This window comes from Mycobacterium vicinigordonae (assembly GCF_013466425.1).
GTDB classification, from domain to species: domain Bacteria; phylum Actinomycetota; class Actinomycetes; order Mycobacteriales; family Mycobacteriaceae; genus Mycobacterium; species Mycobacterium vicinigordonae.
The window spans coordinates 5,509,391-5,527,704 of the sequence record NZ_CP059165.1 but is presented as its reverse complement, the minus strand read 5'-3'; the positions used below and the strand labels follow the sequence as shown (position 1 = coordinate 5,527,704).

Annotated in this window: 19 protein-coding genes; 9 read left to right on the top strand and 10 right to left on the bottom strand. The window is 64.5% G+C overall.

The features are described 5' to 3' along the window. Positions 1–41 precede the first annotated feature (41 nt). Positions 42–854: a class I SAM-dependent methyltransferase gene (locus H0P51_RS24670; protein ID WP_180915433.1), complete on the top strand. Its 813-nt coding sequence runs from the start codon at positions 42–44 to the stop codon at positions 852–854. Positions 855–868: 14 nt separating this feature from the next. On the opposite strand, the gene H0P51_RS24665 is transcribed toward H0P51_RS24670, so the two are convergent. Together H0P51_RS24665 and H0P51_RS24660 are read right to left on the bottom strand one after the other, a co-directional pair. Beyond that, the gene (locus H0P51_RS24665) at positions 869–1,507 is read right to left on the bottom strand and encodes a cutinase family protein (RefSeq protein WP_180919212.1); all 639 of its coding nucleotides are present in this window, start codon (positions 1,505–1,507) and stop codon (positions 869–871) included. A gap of 359 nt (positions 1,508–1,866) precedes the next feature. After that, a complete protein-coding gene (locus tag H0P51_RS24660) occupies positions 1,867–2,283 on the bottom strand; it encodes a hypothetical protein (protein ID WP_180915432.1) in 417 nt (138 codons plus the stop codon). A 112-nt stretch (positions 2,284–2,395) separates the two neighbouring features. Here H0P51_RS24660 and H0P51_RS24655 point away from each other — a divergent pair, with 112 nt between their 5' ends. From H0P51_RS24655 to H0P51_RS24640, 4 genes are read left to right on the top strand one after another with little or no spacing between them, the layout of a single operon-like run. Beyond that, positions 2,396–3,973, top strand: a complete 1,578-nt coding sequence (locus H0P51_RS24655; RefSeq protein WP_180915431.1) for a methylmalonyl-CoA mutase family protein — start codon at positions 2,396–2,398, stop codon at positions 3,971–3,973. Next, positions 3,974–4,399, top strand: a complete 426-nt coding sequence (locus H0P51_RS24650) for a cobalamin B12-binding domain-containing protein (protein WP_180915430.1) — start codon at positions 3,974–3,976, stop codon at positions 4,397–4,399. After that, positions 4,384–5,340 carry an LLM class F420-dependent oxidoreductase gene (locus H0P51_RS24645; protein ID WP_180915429.1) on the top strand — a complete coding sequence of 319 codons (957 nt, stop codon included), beginning with the start codon at positions 4,384–4,386 and terminating at the stop codon, positions 5,338–5,340. Before H0P51_RS24650 ends, H0P51_RS24645 begins: the two co-directional genes overlap by 16 nt. Positions 5,341–5,387: 47 nt before the next feature. Further along, positions 5,388–6,371 (top strand): CaiB/BaiF CoA transferase family protein, encoded by a 984-nt coding sequence (locus H0P51_RS24640; protein WP_180919211.1) that lies wholly within the window; start codon positions 5,388–5,390, stop codon positions 6,369–6,371. Between the two features lie 6 nt (positions 6,372–6,377). Here the strand turns inward: H0P51_RS24640 and H0P51_RS24635 are convergent, their stop codons facing one another. From H0P51_RS24635 to H0P51_RS24625, 3 genes are read right to left on the bottom strand one after another with little or no spacing between them, the layout of a single operon-like run. Then, entirely contained in the window at positions 6,378–7,643 is a 1,266-nt protein-coding gene (locus H0P51_RS24635) for an amidohydrolase family protein (protein ID WP_180915428.1), read from the bottom strand. Between the two features lie 40 nt (positions 7,644–7,683). Further along, entirely contained in the window at positions 7,684–7,992 is a 309-nt protein-coding gene (locus H0P51_RS24630) for a DUF4286 family protein (RefSeq protein ID WP_180915427.1), read from the bottom strand. Positions 7,993–8,008: 16 nt separating this feature from the next. Continuing rightward, positions 8,009–8,290, bottom strand: coding sequence for a 2Fe-2S iron-sulfur cluster-binding protein (locus H0P51_RS24625; RefSeq protein ID WP_180915426.1), 282 nt, complete (start codon positions 8,288–8,290; stop codon positions 8,009–8,011). A gap of 117 nt (positions 8,291–8,407) precedes the next feature. Between H0P51_RS24625 and H0P51_RS24620 the strand changes: the two genes are divergently transcribed. The 4 genes from H0P51_RS24620 to H0P51_RS24605 are packed head-to-tail and all read left to right on the top strand — an operon-like array spanning position 8,408 to position 12,547. Further along, positions 8,408–9,820, top strand: a complete 1,413-nt coding sequence (locus H0P51_RS24620; protein ID WP_180915425.1) for a class I adenylate-forming enzyme family protein — start codon at positions 8,408–8,410, stop codon at positions 9,818–9,820. After that, the gene (locus H0P51_RS24615; RefSeq protein ID WP_180915424.1) at positions 9,798–10,703 is read left to right on the top strand and encodes an acyl-CoA dehydrogenase family protein; all 906 of its coding nucleotides are present in this window, start codon (positions 9,798–9,800) and stop codon (positions 10,701–10,703) included. Before H0P51_RS24620 ends, H0P51_RS24615 begins: the two co-directional genes overlap by 23 nt. Continuing rightward, entirely contained in the window at positions 10,690–11,778 is a 1,089-nt protein-coding gene (locus H0P51_RS24610) for an acyl-CoA dehydrogenase family protein (protein WP_180915423.1), read from the top strand. The genes H0P51_RS24615 and H0P51_RS24610 overlap by 14 nt, the downstream gene beginning before the upstream one ends. Position 11,779: 1 nt before the next feature. After that, positions 11,780–12,547, top strand: coding sequence for an enoyl-CoA hydratase/isomerase family protein (locus H0P51_RS24605; RefSeq protein ID WP_180915422.1), 768 nt, complete (start codon positions 11,780–11,782; stop codon positions 12,545–12,547). A gap of 71 nt (positions 12,548–12,618) precedes the next feature. Here the strand turns inward: H0P51_RS24605 and mbp1 are convergent, their stop codons facing one another. The 5 genes from mbp1 to H0P51_RS24580 all read right to left on the bottom strand — a co-directional run bounded on the left by mbp1 (position 12,619) and on the right by H0P51_RS24580 (position 18,297). Further along, a complete protein-coding gene (gene mbp1 / locus H0P51_RS24600) occupies positions 12,619–12,861 on the bottom strand; it encodes a microaggregate-binding protein 1 (RefSeq protein ID WP_180915421.1) in 243 nt (80 codons plus the stop codon). A gap of 121 nt (positions 12,862–12,982) precedes the next feature. Continuing rightward, the gene (locus H0P51_RS24595) at positions 12,983–13,789 is read right to left on the bottom strand and encodes a transglutaminase-like domain-containing protein (RefSeq protein ID WP_180915420.1); all 807 of its coding nucleotides are present in this window, start codon (positions 13,787–13,789) and stop codon (positions 12,983–12,985) included. A gap of 527 nt (positions 13,790–14,316) precedes the next feature. Next, positions 14,317–14,922, bottom strand: coding sequence for a TetR/AcrR family transcriptional regulator (locus H0P51_RS24590; protein ID WP_180915419.1), 606 nt, complete (start codon positions 14,920–14,922; stop codon positions 14,317–14,319). Positions 14,923–15,010: 88 nt separating this feature from the next. After that, positions 15,011–17,866, bottom strand: coding sequence for an MMPL/RND family transporter (locus tag H0P51_RS24585; RefSeq protein ID WP_180915418.1), 2,856 nt, complete (start codon positions 17,864–17,866; stop codon positions 15,011–15,013). After that, on the bottom strand, positions 17,863–18,297 hold the full coding sequence (locus H0P51_RS24580) for an MmpS family transport accessory protein (protein ID WP_180919210.1): 435 nt from the start codon (positions 18,295–18,297) through the stop codon (positions 17,863–17,865). Before H0P51_RS24580 ends, H0P51_RS24585 begins: the two co-directional genes overlap by 4 nt. Positions 18,298–18,314: the final 17 nt, after the last annotated feature.

Below are 18,314 nucleotides of genomic sequence, written 5' to 3'. Positions count from 1 at the left end.
ACGAAAAACTCAATATATGAGATATTGGCTAGGCTTGGTTCATGACGGAACCACCACGGGTCACCTACACTCACGGCCACCACGAGTCGGTGTTGCGCAGCCACCGGCGGCGCACCGCCGAGGATTCCGCGGGCTACCTACTCCCGCACCTTCGGGCCGGAATATCCCTACTCGACATCGGTTGCGGGCCCGGCACCATCACCGCCGACTTCGCCACGCGGATCGCACCCGGATCGGTGACGGCCGTCGAACAAACCGATGATGCGCTCAGTCTCGCCCGCGCCGAGATGGAATCGCGTGGCCTGCGCAACGTGGCGTTCCTGACCTCCGACGTGCATGCGCTCGACCTGCCCGACGACACGTTCGACGTCGTGCACGCCCACCAGGTGCTACAGCACGTCGCCGACCCAGTGCAAGCGCTGCGCGAGATGAAGCGAGTGTGCGCACCGGGTGGGATCGTCGCCGCCAGGGACGCTGACTACGCCGGATTCATCTGGTATCCGCGGCTGGAGCCGCTGGATCGCTGGCGGGAGCTGTACGAACGCGCAGCGCGTGACAATGGCGGAGAACCAGATGCGGGACGTTCTTTGTTGGCCTGGGCTCGCCAAGCCGGCTTCGCCGACATCACCCCCGGCGCCAGCACGTGGTGCTACGCAACAGATGACACCCGAAAGTGGTGGGGCGGCATGTGGGCCGACCGGATTCTGCATTCGGATCTGGGGCACCAGCTGACCGATTCCGGCCTGGCCACCACCGCAGAGCTCGAGGAGATCTCGGCAGCGTGGCGGATGTGGGCCGCCGACCCTGACGGCTGGCTGGCCATCCCGCACGGCGAAATCCTCTGCCGCGCCTGACAACCCCGATTGCGTCAGTGGGAAGCGATTGCGTTGCGGGTGAAATCGGCGGCTTGGTTGGCCATGCCGTTGTCTCGATAGGTGCTGTGCGCGGCGCGATCCCGCCCGCCCGGGAAGCACACCGGATCTCCATCAGCGCAGAGTTGAAGAGTCTTGGCGGTGTACAGCGGACCGATGTTGATGGGCGGTGCACTGCCATCGACGAAGTGCAGGAACGCATCTGAAGGAGCGGCAAACAAAACGACCGCGGCAACCTTGGAAGCGACGGTCGGCGGCATCGGGCCGGTTATTCCGTCGGGAAGCGAAATGCCGTCCGGAACAGAGTCGGAAGTGGTGTAGGCGGCCACGGCCGCGCCTTGCGAGTACCCACCGAGCACGATCTTGGTCCCAGGGCAGTTTGCGGCTGTGGCCTCGACCTTGCGGCTGGCATCGGCGACACCGTCGACGGCCCTGCCGAAGTCCAGCGACGCCGGGTAGTTGACCGGATCGACGGCGACATCGGTGCCGCCTAGCCGGGCATTCAGTGCATCGACGAATGCCTGCCCAGTGGCACCGATGCCCGGTGCCTCGAAGGTCCCGCGGGCAAACACCACTTTGACGGACGGACACCCGGGGTCGGCGCTAGCCCGCGAGAGTTGGCCCGGCACTGGCATCAGCAGAGCCGCGACGGCGACGAAGGCCGCTGCCAACCAACGAGCCACCCGCCGCGCCGGCGGGGTGGAGGATTTAGTGCGGCGCAAGTTAACTCTTTTCGTCTTTTCGTCTTTTCGTAGATCTGAGGGGTCTGCCGGGGGATCCGCCGATTACGAACTCGTGGCGGCCGCGCTTTGTTCCGGGTCCACGCGTTGGGAAGGCGACGCGGTGAGCGTAAATCACGGGTCGAGCCGCCGCAGCGCCGACAAAGTTCGCCGACGGCTGCCGCTACACGGGCAGTCGGAGGCATTTCAGCACGTGGCCGGTGGTGATCAGTGCGCGCGTCGACGCCGCTTCGCGTGACCCGGTGTGGTCATGTTCACAAGTTCTCCGGCCGACTCTCTTGCTTTGCGAGATCGACTCTGGCGGCTACGGCGTCTAGGTCCAGCCGTGCTAGGAGGGCGTCCAGGTCGACGCGGGCGACGATGGCGTCCATGTCCAGGCGGGCAAGCATCGCGTCGATGTCGAGCCGCTCCACAATCGCGTCGATGTCGAGGCGCGCAAGGAATGCGTCGATGTCGATGCGCGCGACAATGCCGTTGATGTCAAGCCGGGCGATGATCGCGTCCATGTTGATTCGCCGCATCAGTCTCTCGAGGCTTTTGCCGTCCCGCACGACGGTGTCGACGAGCCCGTGCAGGGCCCGTTCGGCCTCCCGTCGCTGTCGGCGCAACAGACCCCCGACCACCGGCAAGCCACCGTGGCTCCGTTGCGCGTCATCGGACTCGTCAGCCATAGCGGCATTGTGTCAAATCCGGCGCCGTGCAGACTCACCCCCATAGCGCCTATTCCGCAGGTCAACCTACTGGTATTGGCATTCTCTTTTTTTGCAAGTACGTTATTCAACGATGAATAACGCAGCCCAGACCCCATCGGGCATACCGCTTGCGCCGGTGTATGGCCCGCAGAACCGACACGCCGAGCCGCCAGCGCCAGGAGAGTTCCCCTTCACTCGTGGCAATTTCGCATCCGGATACCGCGGCAAGCTATGGACCTTCCGGCAATACTCCGGTTTCGGCACCGCCGAGGAGTCGAATCGTCGCTACCGGTACCTGCTCGATCAGGGCGGTACCGGACTGTCGGTGGCGCTCGATCTGCCCACCCAGTGCGGCTACGACTCCGACGATCCTGACTTCGGCGAAGAAGTGGGGCGGGTGGGTGTCGCGGTCGACACCCTGGCCGACTTCGAGATCCTCTTCGACGGCATTCCACTGGACAAGCTGAGCACCAGCATGACGATCAACGGCACCGCGGCGATCCTGCTGGCGTTCTACGTCGCGGCCGCCGAGAAGAAGGGGATACCGCGCGCCAAGCTCACCGGGACCATCCAGAACGACATCCTCAAGGAGTACGCCTCGCGCGGCACCTGGATCTGGCCGCCGGAACCGTCGCTGCGGTTGATCGCCGACACCATCGAGTTCTGCGCCGCCGAGGTGCCGCGGTTCAACGCCATCTCGGTGGCCGGGGCGCACTTTCGCGACGCCGGCGCTACCGCGGTGCAGGAGATGGCGTTCACCCTGGCCGACGGCGTCACCTACTGCGACACCGTGGTGGAACGAGGCCGGATGACCATCGACGAATTCGCTCCTCAGATCTCGTTCTTCTTCTACACGCACGGTGACTTCTTCGAGGAGATCGCCAAATATCGTGCGGGACGGCGTCGTTGGGCCACGATCGTGCGCGAACGCTACGGGTCCACCAAAGACAAGGCATCGATGTTCCGGTTCGGCTGCGTGTGCGGCGGCGCATCGCTATACGGGCCGCAGGCGCAGAACAATGTAGTGCGAGTGGCCTACGAGGCGATGGCGGCGGTGCTGGGCGGCGTGCAATCGATGTTCACCGCGGCCTGGGACGAACCGTTCGCACTGCCGTCGGAGGAATCCACCACGCTGGCGTTGCGCACCCAGCAGGTGCTGGCCTACGAGACCGGCGTCACCCAGGTCGCCGACCCGCTGGGCGGCTCGTACTTCGTCGAGGCCCTTACCGACGCCACCGAGGCGCGCATCATCGAGATCATGGCCGACCTCGAGGCGCACGGCGGCATGGTCGCCGCCATCGAAGACGGTTATCTGCAGGGACTGATCGCCGACGAGGCGTTCAAGATCCATCAGGACATCGAGAGTGGCGTCAGGCCGGTGGTCGGGGTGAACCGGTTCGTCTCGGAGGAACCCGAACCCGACGTCGTGATGTACGAACTCGACGCTGAGGGCCGCGACCTGCAGCTCAAGCGGCTCGCGCAGGTGAAGGCCGAAAGAGATAGCGGCGCGGTGCAATCCGCCCTCGCCGCGCTGGCCCGCAGTGCCGAGGGAGACGACAACCTGATGCACAAGATCATCGATTGTGCCAACGCCTACTGCACGGTGGGCGAAATGGTCTCGACGCTCAAAGCGGTGTGGGGCGAATTTCAGCAGCCGGTGGTGTTCTAGATGACCGCCCGCATCCTGGTCGCCAAGCCCGGTCTGGACGGGCATGACCGCGGCGCCAAGATTGTTGCCCGTACGCTGCGTGATGCTGGCTTCGAGGTCATCTACACCGGCATCCGCCAGCGCATTGAGGACATTGCGTCGATCGCCGTTCAGGAGGACGTGGCCCTGGTCGGCCTGAGCATCCTGTCCGGAGCGCACCTGAGGCTTACCACGCGCACCATCGAGGCTTTGCGTGCCGCCGATGCCGGCGACATCGCCGTCGTGGTGGGCGGCACCATCCCGCACGCTGATGTTCCAAAATTGCTGGAAGCCGGTGCGGCGGCAGTGTTTCCGACCGGTACGTCGCTGGCCAACCTGGTGCGCGAGATTCGTGCGCTGACCGGCACGCCCGAACCAGCGCAGGAGGAACCGTGCGTATCGGAGTGATGATCGGCGCCGAGCGCGGCGACATGGCCCGCAAGGTGGCTAAGCTGGCCTCCGATATCGAGTGGGCTGAATCGGCGGGGCTGGACACGGCGTGGATGCCTCAGGTGCCCAACGACTTCGACTGCCTGACCATGGTGTCGTTGATGGCTGCGCACAGCTCGCGCATCGAGTTGGGCACCGCGGTAGTGCCGCTGCAGGCCCAACACCCGATTGCCCTTGCCCGCCAAGCACTCTCGACGCATGCGGTCGCCGGTGGCCGGTTGGCGCTGGGTGTCGGGCCGTCGCATCACTGGATCATCAGGGACATGCTGGGCCTGCCGTACGAGAAGCCGGCCGCCTACACCCGCGACTACCTGCAGGTACTCACCGCCGCTGTTGCGGGACCGGGACCCGTTGACGTGGAGAATGATTCGTTCACCGTGCATAATCCGCTGGGTATCGGGGCCGACACCCCGATGCCTGTGCTGGTAGCCGCGCTGGGGCCGGTGATGCTGCAGTTGGCGGGTGAATTGGCTGACGGCACCGTCCTGTGGATGGCCGACGAGCGCGCGATCGGCGACCACATCGCGCCCAAGATCACCAAGGCCGCCGCGGATGCCGGGCGCCCGGCGCCTCGCATCGTCGCCGGAATCCCGGTATGCCTCTGTGCGCCTTCGCAAGTCGGCGAAGCTAAGGAGCGGGCCAATCGCATCCTGGGCGAGGCTGAGGTCTCGCCGAATTACCAGCGGCTGCTCGAGCGCGGTGATGCCCGCGATGTCGGCGATTTGTGCGCGGCCGGTGAACCGGAACAGATCCTGGCACGGATGCGCCGCTTCGCCGACGCCGGAGTGACGGATCTGTCGGTACGGCTGTTGCCTATCGGGAAGAACCGTGACGAACTTGTCGCGTCCAAGCGCCGCACTCGGGAGATGATCTCCGAGTTCGCCAGGGAGTTGCGGTGAGCGGTACCGGGCCGCTGTCCGGAATACGCATCCTCGAGGTCGGCACGATGCTGGCGGGCCCGTACGCGACGATGTTGCTCGCCGATCTCGGCGCCGACGTCACCAAGATTGAACCGACCGGTGGTGAGATATCCCGCAGCGTCGGCGCCACCTACTTCGCCAGCCTCAACCGCAACAAATCCAGCATCGTGCTGGATCTGAATTCTGATGCGGGACAACAGCGATTGGGCGAACTGGTCGTCGAATCGCATGCCTTGCTGGTCAACCTCAAGCCGTCGGCCATCCGCCGGCTGGGTTTGACCTACGACGAGTTGCGACAGCACAACGAGAAGATCGTCTGCGTGGCGATCACCGGTTTCGGTCTGTACGGCGGTGACGATCCGGCCTTCGACTACGTGGTGCAGGCTGGCGTCGGAACCGCCGCCCTGACGGGTGACCCGGACGGTCCACCCACTTTGCCGGGTTATTCATCGGCTGACAACTCCACCGGGATGACCGCGGCACTGGGTCTGTTGGCGAAGATCATCTCCGGCACCGGCGGCCAAGTGGATGTGTCGCTGCGCGATGTGATGCTGTCACAACTGAACTATCATGCCTCCGCCTACCTCAACAGCGGTATCGAGCCGCAGCGCCGTCCGTACGGGGCGCACTCCTATTACGTTCCCGCACAGCTATTTCCGACCTCCAAAGGCTATCTCGCCCTGTTTATCACGCACGACGGCTTCTGGAAGACCTTTGCCGCCGAGGCCGGTATCGGGGGTTTCGAGACGATGGCCGAGCGGGTGGCGCGCCGCGACGAAGTGCTGGCTGTCGTCACCGCGATGTTGGCCACCGACACCGCCGCCGGGTGGGAACGGCGACTGCGGCCGCTCGGTGTTCCGGCGTCAGCGGTCCGGACGCTACCCGAAGCGCTTGAGGCCACCCCGGAAGTGGTCGTGTCGGCGGGCGAGTTCCGGTTGGTCGGCAGCCCGATCCACGTCACGGGCTATGAACCCGAGTACCGGCCGCCGCCGGCACTGCCGGGGGCCTAAGCCGCGCTAGCTCAGTTCGGCCAGTTGCCTTTCCCGATAGAGCCGCGCCCATTCGGCGCGTGGCCGGATGGAAACATCCACGTCAGTCGCCTTGGTACGCAGGGCTTTAACCGTCGCCTGCTCGCGAGGGGTGCGGGCGAATGGGTCCCAGCTGAAAAAGCGGCAGGCGTTGGCCCAGGTGATCTTATTGATGTCGGTGTCGTCGGCGCCGGCGGCATTGAGCTCGGCCAGCACCTGTTCGGGGGCGTCGGGCCAGAAGCAGTCCGAGTGTGGGTAGTCGCATTCCCAGGCGATGTTGGCGATGCCGATCTCGTGGCGTAGCTTCAGCGATGTCTTGTCCGTGACGTAACAGGCCAGCGAGTGTTCGCGGAAGACGTCGCTGGGCAGCTTGTCACCGAAGTCGCGGCGCAACCATTTCTGGTTGGTGTAGTGGCGGTCGCTGCGGTCCAGGTAGAAGGGAATCCAGCCGATACCGCCTTCGGAGAAGGCGAATTTCAGGTCGGGATAGTTGCGCATGGCGGGGCCCCACAACAGATCCTGGGCGCACATAGCCGAGACCTGGGTGGCCAGAATGATCAGGTTGTCGATCGGCGCGTTGGGCGCCATGCTGATCGCGCCGAACCCGGTGCCGATGTGCAGGCACATCACCACGTTCTGCTCGGACAAGGTGCGAAACACCGGACCCCAGTAGTTCTCGTCGTGATAGCTCGGAAGTCCTTCCAGGTGCGGCAATTCCGGCATGGTGACCGCGCGGCAGCCCTTGGCGGCGACTCGGCGGATCTCGTCGCACATGGCCTCGGGGTTCCACGTCGGCAGGATGGCGATCGGGATGAACCGATCGGGATAGGACCCCGCCCACTCATCAATGTGCCAGTCGTTGTAAGCCGACACCATCACCAGCGTGACCTCTTCGCGGTGCATGTTGAGGTGGCGGGCCGAGAAGCCAGTAAAGGTCGGGAAGCACATCGACGCGATGATGCCGTTGCGGTTCATGTCCCGGACGCGCTCATGGACGTCGTAGACACCGGGGCGCATCTCGGCGAATCCGGCCGGGTCACGTCCCCACTCTTCGGCCGGCCAGGACACCACGGCGTTCAGCCCGCTCACACCCTGCGGCCTGCCCTGGTACATCCACTGGTCGACGCCCTTGTCGTCCATCACGACGATCGGAGCCTCGTCCCGGTATTTGGCGGGCACATGCCGCCGGAACATGTCCGGGGGTTCGACGACGTGGTCGTCGATACTCACCAAAATCAGGTCATCAGCCCTCATTGGGCAGTCCTCTCCGCGTAGCGGCCCGATCCGGGCCCGGTCAGCCGGTGTGCTCGGTGATGGTCTGAAGCAGCCGCGGGATCGGTGGCGGATCGAGTTGCAGCGCACTGGACATGGTCAGCTTTGCGCCGCTCATGCTGTGCAGCACCTCCTCGAGGTCATCGCCCTCGATCTCGTAGAGGGCGATGTAGGGCCCCTCGCCGTTGACCGGCCGCAGCCGGCGTGCCGAGACGATTCCGTCCAGCGCGACGAGCTCGCCCAAGTGGACCTCGTCGTACCAGGTGTTGTACTCCTGCTCGCGTTCGGGCGAGCTGGGGTACGTCTCGACGTAGATGATTCCTTTTGCCATCGTGGCCTCCTGGTGGTTACTCGTACTGCACGGTGATCGGTGCGGCGTCCGGTACGGCCTGGCAGGTCAGAATGTAGCCGTCCTCGACCTCGTCGTCGTCGAGGGCGTCGTTGGTCCGCATGGTTGCGGTGCCCTCGGTCAGCCTGGCCATGCAGGTGCCGCAGTTACCGGCCTCGCAGTTGAACGGCGGATCGAGCCCCGCGCGGCGCGCGCTCTCCAGGAGTGTCTCGCCGGCAACAAGTGGCACCGTGACCTTCTTACGGTCGAGGTGAATCGTTACCATGCCGGGCTCCGTCATGACCGCCTATCTGCCACCGGGTCGTCGCCATTTGCTGTGCACTTTGCGTTCTTCACTATAGAGAATACTATTCTCACCTAGCGATAGTATCTTCTCAGCCACCCAGGAGGGCGGGACGTGACCGAGCCGGCCGCGCTCGTGTTCGAAGAGCAGCGATTCAGCCTGCCCGAACTCGATGGGCTGACCGGCGCCCTCGCCGCCACCCTGCGCCAAAGGGGTGTCCGGCCGGGCCAGCGGATCGCGGTCATGTCGTCCAACCGGCCCGAGTTCGTCGCCGCCGTGCTGGCGATTTGGCGGCTCGGCGGGGTGGCGGTCCTCCTCAGCCCGGCCTGGAAGCGCGACGAGGTCGACCATGCGCTCGCGCTCACCGACCCGACCGACGCCGTCGGTGACCATCCAGTGCTGGCCGGGCTGATGCCGACATTGCACTTGGACGAACCGCTCGCTCCCCGCGAAGCCATCGGCGCCCTATCACCCAACGGTGATGCGGCGCTGGTGTTCAGTTCCGGCACCACCGGGTTGCCGAAGGCCGTGCGGCACACCCACGCGTCGCTGGATGCGGCCGTGCGGGATTGGCGCGACGCGCTGCAGCTGACCACTCGGGACCGCATCCAGGTGGCCACGCCCCCGTCGCACATCCTGGGGTTGCTGAACATCCTGACCGCGCTGCGCACCGGTATCTGGATACGGCTACACCGCCGCTTCGAAATTGACCGGATATTGCGGCACATCGAAATCGACCGCATCACAGTCGAAATGGCCGTCGCACCGATCGCGCTGGCCATCGCCTCTCACCCTCAGCTGGAGTCCTACGACTTGTCGTCGCTGCGGTACTTCATGTGGGGTGCGACCCCGGTGACCGCCACGGTCGCCGAGATGGTCACCCGGCGCACCGGCGTCGGCTGGGTTCCGGCGTACGGAACCACCGAGTTGCCGGTCATCGCTTGCAACCCCATCCAGGGGCCTCGGCTGGACTCCGTCGGCCGCGCGGTGCCCGGCGTGCAGTTGCGGGTGGTGTCCTTGCAGACTGGTGAGCCGGTTGATCCGGGAGAGACGGGAGAGATCCAGGCACGCGCGGACTCCCTGATGGCCGGCTACCTCCCGGCCGAGGCCACCAGTGACGTGCTGCGGGACGGGTGGTACCGCACCGGGGACGTGGGCCACCTGGACTGCGACGGCTGGTTGTCGATCACCGACCGACTCAAGGAGATGGTCAAGGTGCGGGGCTTCCAGGTTGCCCCCGCCGAGATCGAGACCGTACTGCATGGTCATCCGGCCGTACGGGATTGCGCGGTCTTTGGCGTTGCCGACGGAGCCAATGGTGAGGCAGTGGTCGCCGCCGTCGCCACGCACCCCACATTCGACAACACCGAGCTCGCCGCCGAACTCACCGCGCGGGTGGAAGCGAAACTGGCGTCTTATAAGCGGCTGAGCCGGGTGGTGTTCGTGCCGGAGATTCCTCGCCTGCCCTCGGGCAAGGTGTTACGCAGAGTGCTCAAGGAGAGCTATGGATGTACGGCTGACGGCTGAACAGCAGCAATTGCGCGACGCCGCCGCAAAGCTGGCCGACGACCTCGGCCCGGCCGCCGTAGGCGACTTGGCCGACCAGGGTCGAATTGCCCGGCTGGACAAGCAGATCGAGTTGACCGGGTGGCGATCGCTGCGCTCGGATGAGGCCTCGGGTGTCGAGGCGGCGATCGTCGCAGAGGAATTCGGACGGCGACTCCTCGATGCTCCGTTTCTGGGCCCGGTGCTGGCCGACGATCTGACCCGGCACCTGGAGACGAGAGTCGAGCGGGCTACCGTCGCGGTCGAGGATCGTGGGGTCGACACCCGCGGTTATCAACGGGCCGTTCAACTTTCGGGCACCACGGTCCTTAAGGTACACCTCGGCGACCGCGTTGACGGTGCCGACCTGACCCGGTCCTGTGTTCGGATCACAGGTTCGCCGGCGCCGCTGGGAGAGGTGTCCGCGGAAGCCGCCGACCGATGGCGGGCGTTGGCGCTGGTCATCACCGCGGCCGACCTGGTCGGTGCCGCGCGCGGGGCACACGCCCTGGCCTGCGACTACGCGAAGCTCCGGGAGCAGTACGGCAAACCGATCGGGTCGTATCAGGCCGTCGCCCATCTGCTCGCCGAAAGTCTGGCGCTCATCGAAGGTTCGGTGAGCGTGCTGCGGCATGCCGCATGGGCTGTCGACGAACTGGAACCTGCCGAAGCCATCCAGTCGGCCCGGGTGGCCAAGATCTACTGCGCCCGTGCCGCCGTAACCGTATGTGAGACCGCCATACAAGTGCACGGCGGAATAGGCAACACGTGGGAATGCCTGGTGCACGTCTACCTGCGCCGGGCCCTGACATCGACCGAGCTGTGGCCGGTCACCCTGAAGGAGGTCGGCCGTGGACTTTCGTGACTCACCGCAGGAAGCGGAGTTCCGGGAACGGTTGCGGTCGTGGCTTGCCCTGCACGCGAAGGAATTCGGTGGCTCGGGTGACGAGTACTGGGCAGGGCAGGCGGACTGGCATCGCGCTCTGTATCAGGAAGGGTTCTTCGGCTTGTCGTGGCCGCGCGAGTACGGCGGGTGGGAGCTGCCGCCGGTTTACGACGTCATCGTCGACGAGGAGATCGCCCGAGCGGGCGCCCCGCCGCGGCCCAGCGTCGGCTACCTGGTGATCGGTATCGGCCGGCACGGCAGCGACGAACTGCGGCAGCGATTCCTGCCGGGCATCATCAACGGCACCGAACGCTGGTGTCAGGGGTTCAGCGAACCGGGCGCGGGATCCGACCTGGCGTCGCTGACCACCACCGCGACCCGCATGGGTGACGAGTATGTGATCCACGGCCACAAGATCTGGACTAGCTACTCTGATGTCGCCGACTGGTGTCTGCTGCTAGCCCGCACCGAACCCGCCGCCAAGCGGCACCGCGGCATCTCCGCTTTCGTCATATCGATGAGACAAGATGGGGTGCAACAACGTCCACTGCAGATGATCAACGGCGTCACCAACGAGTTCGGGCAGGTGACCTTTGACGGCGCCCGGGTTCCGGCAGATCGGATGGTGGGCGCCCCGGGTGACGGCTGGGCCGTCGCGATGACCGTCGTCGGCCACGAGCGCGAACCGTCCACGCTGGGATATGCCGCCCGTTACAACAAGCTGGTGGCGCAGCTGGTGGACCGCACTGACGGCGATGTAGCCGACGAAGTTGCGTGGGCGGCGGTGCAGGCGCAGATGCTGACCCACCACGTGCGGCGGCGGCTGTCCGAGCAACTCGATGGCGTGTCGCACGGCCCGGAAGGTTCGCTGGACAAGCTGCTGATGACCTGGGTGGAGCAGTCGGTCGGACATGCCGCGCTGGCGGTCGGCGGTACCCGCGACCCGGATCTGCTCAGCGCTTACCTCTACAGCCGCGCGCAAAGCGTCATGGGCGGCACGTCGCAGATACAGAAGAACATCATCGCCTCGCGAATTCTGGGATTGGGAGTCTGAAATGTACGACATGCCAAGTGAAATCGACGTCCGGGCGGACGGGTCGCTGCGGATCATCACGCTCAACCGGCCTGACGACCTCAACGCGGTCAACGACAGCCTGCACGTCGGTCTGGCCCGGCTGTGGCAGCGGCTCACCGACGATGCGTCGGCTCGCGCCGCGGTGCTGACCGGCGCCGGCAAGGCGTTCTCTGCCGGCGGGGATTTCGCGTACTTGGCCGAACTTGCCGAGGACGCCGACCTGCGCGCCAAGACCATTCGGGACGGCAGGGAGATCGTGCTGGGAATGGCACGCTGCCGAATTCCGGTGGTGGCGGCGGTCAATGGCCCGGCAGTGGGCCTGGGCTGCAGCCTCGTGGCGCTCAGCGACATCGTCTACATCGCGCCCCACGCCTTCCTAGCCGACCCGCACGTCCAGGTGGGATTGGTGGCCGCCGACGGTGGTCCGCTGACTTGGCCACTGCACATCAGCCTGTTGCTGGCTAAGGAATATGCGTTGACTGGCACCAGGATTCGCGCCGAGCGGGCAGTCGAACTCGGCCTAGCCAACCACGTGGTCGACGATCCGGTCGCGGAAGCGGTGGCCTGCGCACAGCGCATCCTGGAATTGCCTCAGCAGGCGGTGGAAAGCACCAAGCGGGTGCTCAACATCCACCTGGAGCGTGCGGTGCTCGCCAGCATCGACTACGCCTTGTCCGCCGAGCACCAGTCGTTCGTCACCGAAGACTTCAGGTCGATCGTCACCAAACTCAACGCGAGCAAAAATTAGCCTTCGCACGCCGTTGAACACCGAAGTGGGGCCGGCGCATTGGCGGCGACCCCACTTCGGGCGACTAACTCTTACTTGGCGGACTTGGTCTTCTGGCGCGCCTCGGCCGCGCTAGCAGCAGCCCTCGCCGACTCGGCCTGAGCCTCTTTCTTGGCCACGTCGCGCTGCGCCTGCGCCTTGTCCTGCTGCGCCCGGCCTTCGTTGCGAAGGTTGTCGTTGTTGATCACGATGCCGGCGATCTCTTTGGACTTGCCGAGCACGTCCTCGACGATGCCCTTGACGGCCGCCACCGGTCCACTGTCGCGGTTACTCACTGTTGCGCTCCCTTCCCTTGAATCGCCTTACGATTCCTTGGCAATCACGTTGCAAGCGCTTACCCGCGCGGAAGTTGCGGAACAACCTAACTATGGGATCAATCACTCCAGCCCCTGAGGATCAGCCCAGTGTCACCAGGTCCTCAACGGAATCGCGGGGCAGATCGTCGCTGGTCACCGCCGTGACCATCATGTCGCGGAGGTCGATGGCACCGCGGTGGTTGTCCAGGAAGGCAGTGTCGGCTGCGTCGCGGCCGGTGGCGATGCGCAGCATCGCCTGCCGAGGCGCCAGGCAGGTTGCATCCACGACGCGCCAGTCTCCGTCGATCAGCGCCTCAGCCACGGCGTGGAAGTCCATCGGGTCGCAGCCCGGTGCGTACACCGACACCAGTCTGGCGGGGATGTTGACCGCCCGCAGTAACGCGATCACCAGGTGCGCGTAGTCTCGGCACACCCCGGCACCGGCGAGCAGGGTATCAGTCGCGCCGTCGATCGGATCACTGGAACCTGGAACATATTTCAACCGCGTGCCGACCCACGACGACACCTTCTCCAGCACCGTCACCGAGTCGGTGTATTGGCCGAACTCGGTGGCCGCGAACCCGAAGAACTTGTCGGCTTCTGCATAACGGCTCGGCCGCAGATACGTCGAGGCGTCGATGTCGCGCACCGGGGGTGGCTCGGCCCGGCCGGTGACGGTGGCCTCATAGTTGATTCGGACATCCCCGACGCCGAACTCCCCGGTGTGGATTCGGGTGCCATGCTCGCCGGCGATCTCGCGGACCGTCACCGGGCTGCCATCCACCGTCACCGTCAGTGACTCGTTCACCTGCAAGCCGGGCAGGGCGGCCACGGTGATCTGGAACTCGAGTGTCGTCGGTTCGGTCACGCTGACATGCAGGCTGGATCCGACCTCACGCTTGGTCAATGTGGCCCCGATTCCGATTCGTCGCAGCAGTATCGTCTGCAGCCAATCACGCCCGGCCTATACCCGCATCCGCAGTTTCGAATCAGCGCCATCGGTGCGGGCAGGATCTGGTCCTCGAAGAAATCCCTCACCACGGACTGCACCCTCGTCCGCGCACACGTCGGCGACAAAGCCGGCACCGGCCAATTCCACGCAGCAGTAGGCAATTTCAATCCCACGCCGGGTCCGATCAACGCGATGTCGCATCGAACTACGCTGCGCGGAAACGCTTGTCGGCCGCGTACACGCCGGGTGGATCGACACCGACATGGCCGACACGGTGGAAGACAGCAAGTGGTCTACGCCGCATACCTGCGACTTGAGTTTGATCCTGGCGGTCGAGACGTGGGCTGGCCGCGGCCGAACGGTGCCGGCTGCATTGGCCCGGGCGAGAATGCTTGTATCGCCTTGATTTTCCGCGCTCTTAAGTCGCCAAGCTGGCTCAGAGGTCTTCGTGTTTGTGCGGGGATCGAGCACGGAGGCGATGTCTAGGTGGCAAGCGCTGGGTAGACGACGGTGTCAACGACTTGTCGTAGGAATTTGGCGTCAACGGTTTGTCCGCTCAGCACCCTCAGCAGGCCCATTGCGGTTAGCACGTCGGCGACCAGAGACCAGTCACGGTCGGCGGCGATCTCGCCCCGGGCCGCGGCTCGGGTCAGGATATTGGAGATTATTCGGCCCCCCCTGAGCAGTAGGAGATCGTCGACGGCCGTGGCGAGCTGAGGATCGCGGGTGGCTTCTAAAGCGACACGGAGTACCAGGTCGGTGGTGATCAACTGGTTGTCAGTGCGCACTGCGCGTTCGATGAGGGCGTCGAAGTCGCCAGCCAAGCTGCCTGTGTCGGGGGTGTCGTCGGTCCGCAGATCGGGCCGCCAATAGACCAGGACGTCGGTTATCAACGCCGCTTTTGATGACCATCGCCGGTAGATTGCGGCCTTGCCGACGCCAGCGCGGGCCGCGATGTCGTCCATGTTGGTGGCGTCGTAGCCGTTCTCGGTCAACGCTGCAAGAGCGGCGTTGAGGATCGCGGGATCACGGGAGCGGTCCAGCCGGCCGTCCGTCCGTTGGCGTAGCTTCGATTCCATCTCGCTCATCTGCCCTGTACCTGCTCCCACCCGCGGCCCGAAGCGCTTCATCGATTCTCACCAAAGCGTGCCAGATCCCGGTGCGGGTCTTCGATGTTTACACCCTCATCGGTTGCGGGACAGCTGCGGGGTCGTTCGTGGGCGCCGCTGCACTGTTCTTCATGCGGAAGGTGTCCAGCGGCCACCAGAACCAGCGGCCTAGGGCGGCGGCGATCGCCGGCGTCATGAATGCTCGCACGATGAACGTGTCGACGAGTAGGCCGATGCCGATCGACGTGCCGAACTGGCCGATCACCACCAGGTCGCTGACGATCATCGACGCCATGGTCGCCGCGAAGATGAGGCCGGCGGCGGTGACCACCCGGCCAGAAGCGCCCATGCCCCGGATGATGCCGGTGTTGAGGCCGGCCGGAATCTCTTCCTTCAGACGCGAAACCAGCAGCAGGTTGTAGTCGGACCCGACGGCCAGCAGGATGACTACCGTCAGCGGCAGCACGATCCATTGCAGGCCCAGCCCAAGGATGTCCTGCCAGAGCAGCACGGAAAGACCGCATGCCGTGCCAAGTGAAGCCAGCACGGTACCGACGATCACCAGGGACGCCACCAAGCTACGGGTGATCAGCAGCATGATCGAGAAGATCAGGATCAGCGTCGCGATTCCGGCGATCGTCAAGTCGATGCCGACCCCGTGCTGCATGTCACTGTACATCGATGCGGTGCCGGCCAGCGATACCTTCGCCGATTCCAGCGGCGTTCCCTTGACCGCGTCGGCGACGGCCTGCTTGATGCCCTGGACGTGCTGAATGCCTTCCACCGAGGCAGGGTCGCCCTGGTGGGTGATGATGAATCGGACGGCATTGCCGTCGGGCGAGACGAACATCTTCAGGCCGCGTTTGAAGTCGGGGTTCTGAAAGACCTCCGGCGGCAGGTAGAACGAGTCGTCATTCTTGGCCTGGTCGAAGTAGTTGCCCATCATCGTCGAGCCTTCGGCGCTCTCTTGCATGTGATGCTGAATGCCTGCCATGGAGCTGTGGGTGGACAGCATGTAATCGCGCATTCTCTGCATTGACTCGATGGTCTTGGGAAAATCAGCGAGCAGTTGCGGCATCAAGGTGTCGAGCTTGTCGATGTCCTTGGTTGTTCTTCCGATGTCGTCGGCCATGGTGTCGATGTCGTCGAGCATGTCGAATATCGACCGCAACGACCAGCACACCGGGATGTCGTAGCAGTGCTTCTCCCAGTAGAAATAGGAGCGAATTGGGCGCCAGGTGTCTTCGAAATCGGCGACGTGCTGGCGCACCCCCTCGATGTCGGCTTGCAACACGTGCATATCGCCGGTCATCTCGTGGGTGGTCTCGGTCATCTGCTTCATGACGCCGTACATGTGCTGCATGACTGCGATCGTCCGGCCCATCTCGTCGGCCTGCTCGAGCATGGCCGCCATGCTGTCGTTCATGAATTTCGCCGTCTGCAGGGTGCTCGAACTGTTCATGGCGATCACGAACGGGATCGAACTGTGCTCGATCGGCGCCCCTAGGGGTCGGGTGATGGTCTGCACCCGCCCAATGCCGCGTTCATGGAAGACGGCCTTGGCGATCCTGTCGATGATCAGCATGTCCGCCGGGTTGCGGATGTCGTGGTCGGCTTCGACCATCAGCAATTCCGGATTCACGCGCGCCGGGGTGAAGTGTCGCTCGGCCGCCGTCTGCGCAACGTTGGCCGCGATCTCGGGCGGAGTGAACTTCCTGTCATTGTAAGTTGGCACGTAGGTCGTCAGGCTGACGAACCCGATCACCGCGATAAAGGTCGCGACCACAATGATGGGTTTCGGCCACCGCGTCACCAGGGTGCCGACCTTGCGCCAACCCCGTTCCGACACTTGACGTTTCGGATCGAAGAAGCCGAACCGGGACGCGACCACCAGCACCGCTGGAGCCAGAGTCAGGCCCGCCAGCATCGTCACCACCAGGGCGATGGCGCACGGAATTCCCATCGTCTGGAAGTACGGAAGCTTGGTCGCGGTCAGGCACAGGCAGGCGCCCACGATCGTCAGTCCCGACCCCAGGATGACGTGCACGACGCCGTTGTAGGCGCTGTAGTACGCCTGTTCGGGGTCTTCGCCGCGCGATCGGGCTTCGTGGTAGCGACCCAACAGGAAGATGAAATAGTCGGTTCCCGTGGCGATGGTCAGCATCGTGACCATGCTGACGGCGTACGGCGTGAGCCCAATGATGTCAAGATTGCCGGCGGTCGCCACGATGCCTTCCGCGGCGTAGAGCTCGAAGCGAACCAGGATCAACGCAAGGATGGCGTTCTTTAGCGACCGGTAGATGAAGAGCAGCATCACGAAGATGACGCCGATGGTGACCAGGGTCATGAGTTCCATGCTGTTGTGCGCGGCTTTGAGCGTATCGGTGTTGAGCACGGTGTTGCCGGCTACGTAGGCTTTGATGCCGGGTGGCGGCGGTACGTCGGCGACGATCTTGCGGATTGCGGCGACCGACTTGTGGGCGGGAGTGGTGCCCTGCGCACCGTCGAGGAAGACCTGTACATAGGCGGCTTTACCGTCTGGGCTTTGGGAGCCGGCGGCGGTCAGCGGGTCACTCCAGAAATCCTGGAGGAACTGAACGTGCTTGCTGGCCTTGAGCTTCGCGACGAGCTTGTTGTAGAAGACGTGTGCGCTGTCGCCAAGCTTGTCCTCACCCTCGAGAACGATCATCGCCGAGGAGTCCGTGTCGAACTCTTCGAATTTGTGGCCGATCTTCATCATGTCCTTGAACGCCGTTGCGTCCCGCGGAGTCATGGGCACCGAGTGCCTCCCCGCCACTTCACCGAGGTCGGGGGTAAACAGCGTGGTCCCGAGGGCGACCAGGAGCCAGAACAGGATGATCGGCACCGCCAGGGTACGGATCAGGTGGGCGATGCGGGAGCGAGAGTCGGGCTCGTTACTCATACAGATTTCACCAAGCAGTAGATGAAGGGCTCGAATTCGTTGATGGTGCGGTCGTCGCGGACTTGGCCGTCGACGATGACCCGACATCGGATGTCACGCATGCCCCGGTCGCCTTGGGCAACGATGTTGGCCGACATCGACGGCAGGGTTGTCACGATGGTGTACGACCACGGCAGCGGGGCATGTTCGATCAGGTGGGGTTGCCCATTTTCATCGAGGTAGTTGGCGCTGATGCTGCCCCCTGCGGGCGAGGTGATTTCGTAGGTGATGCGCTTGGGATTGAACGGCTTGGTCTCGGCGTTTACGTCGCCCCGCGCGACGGCAGTATTGGCACCGAAAGTGTTGCGTACGCGAATCACGACATAGGAGCCCAGAGCGATGACTACGACGAGCAGCAGCGGAATCCACACCTTCTTGAGAAGTCGAAACACCGCCATCTCCTCCTTCA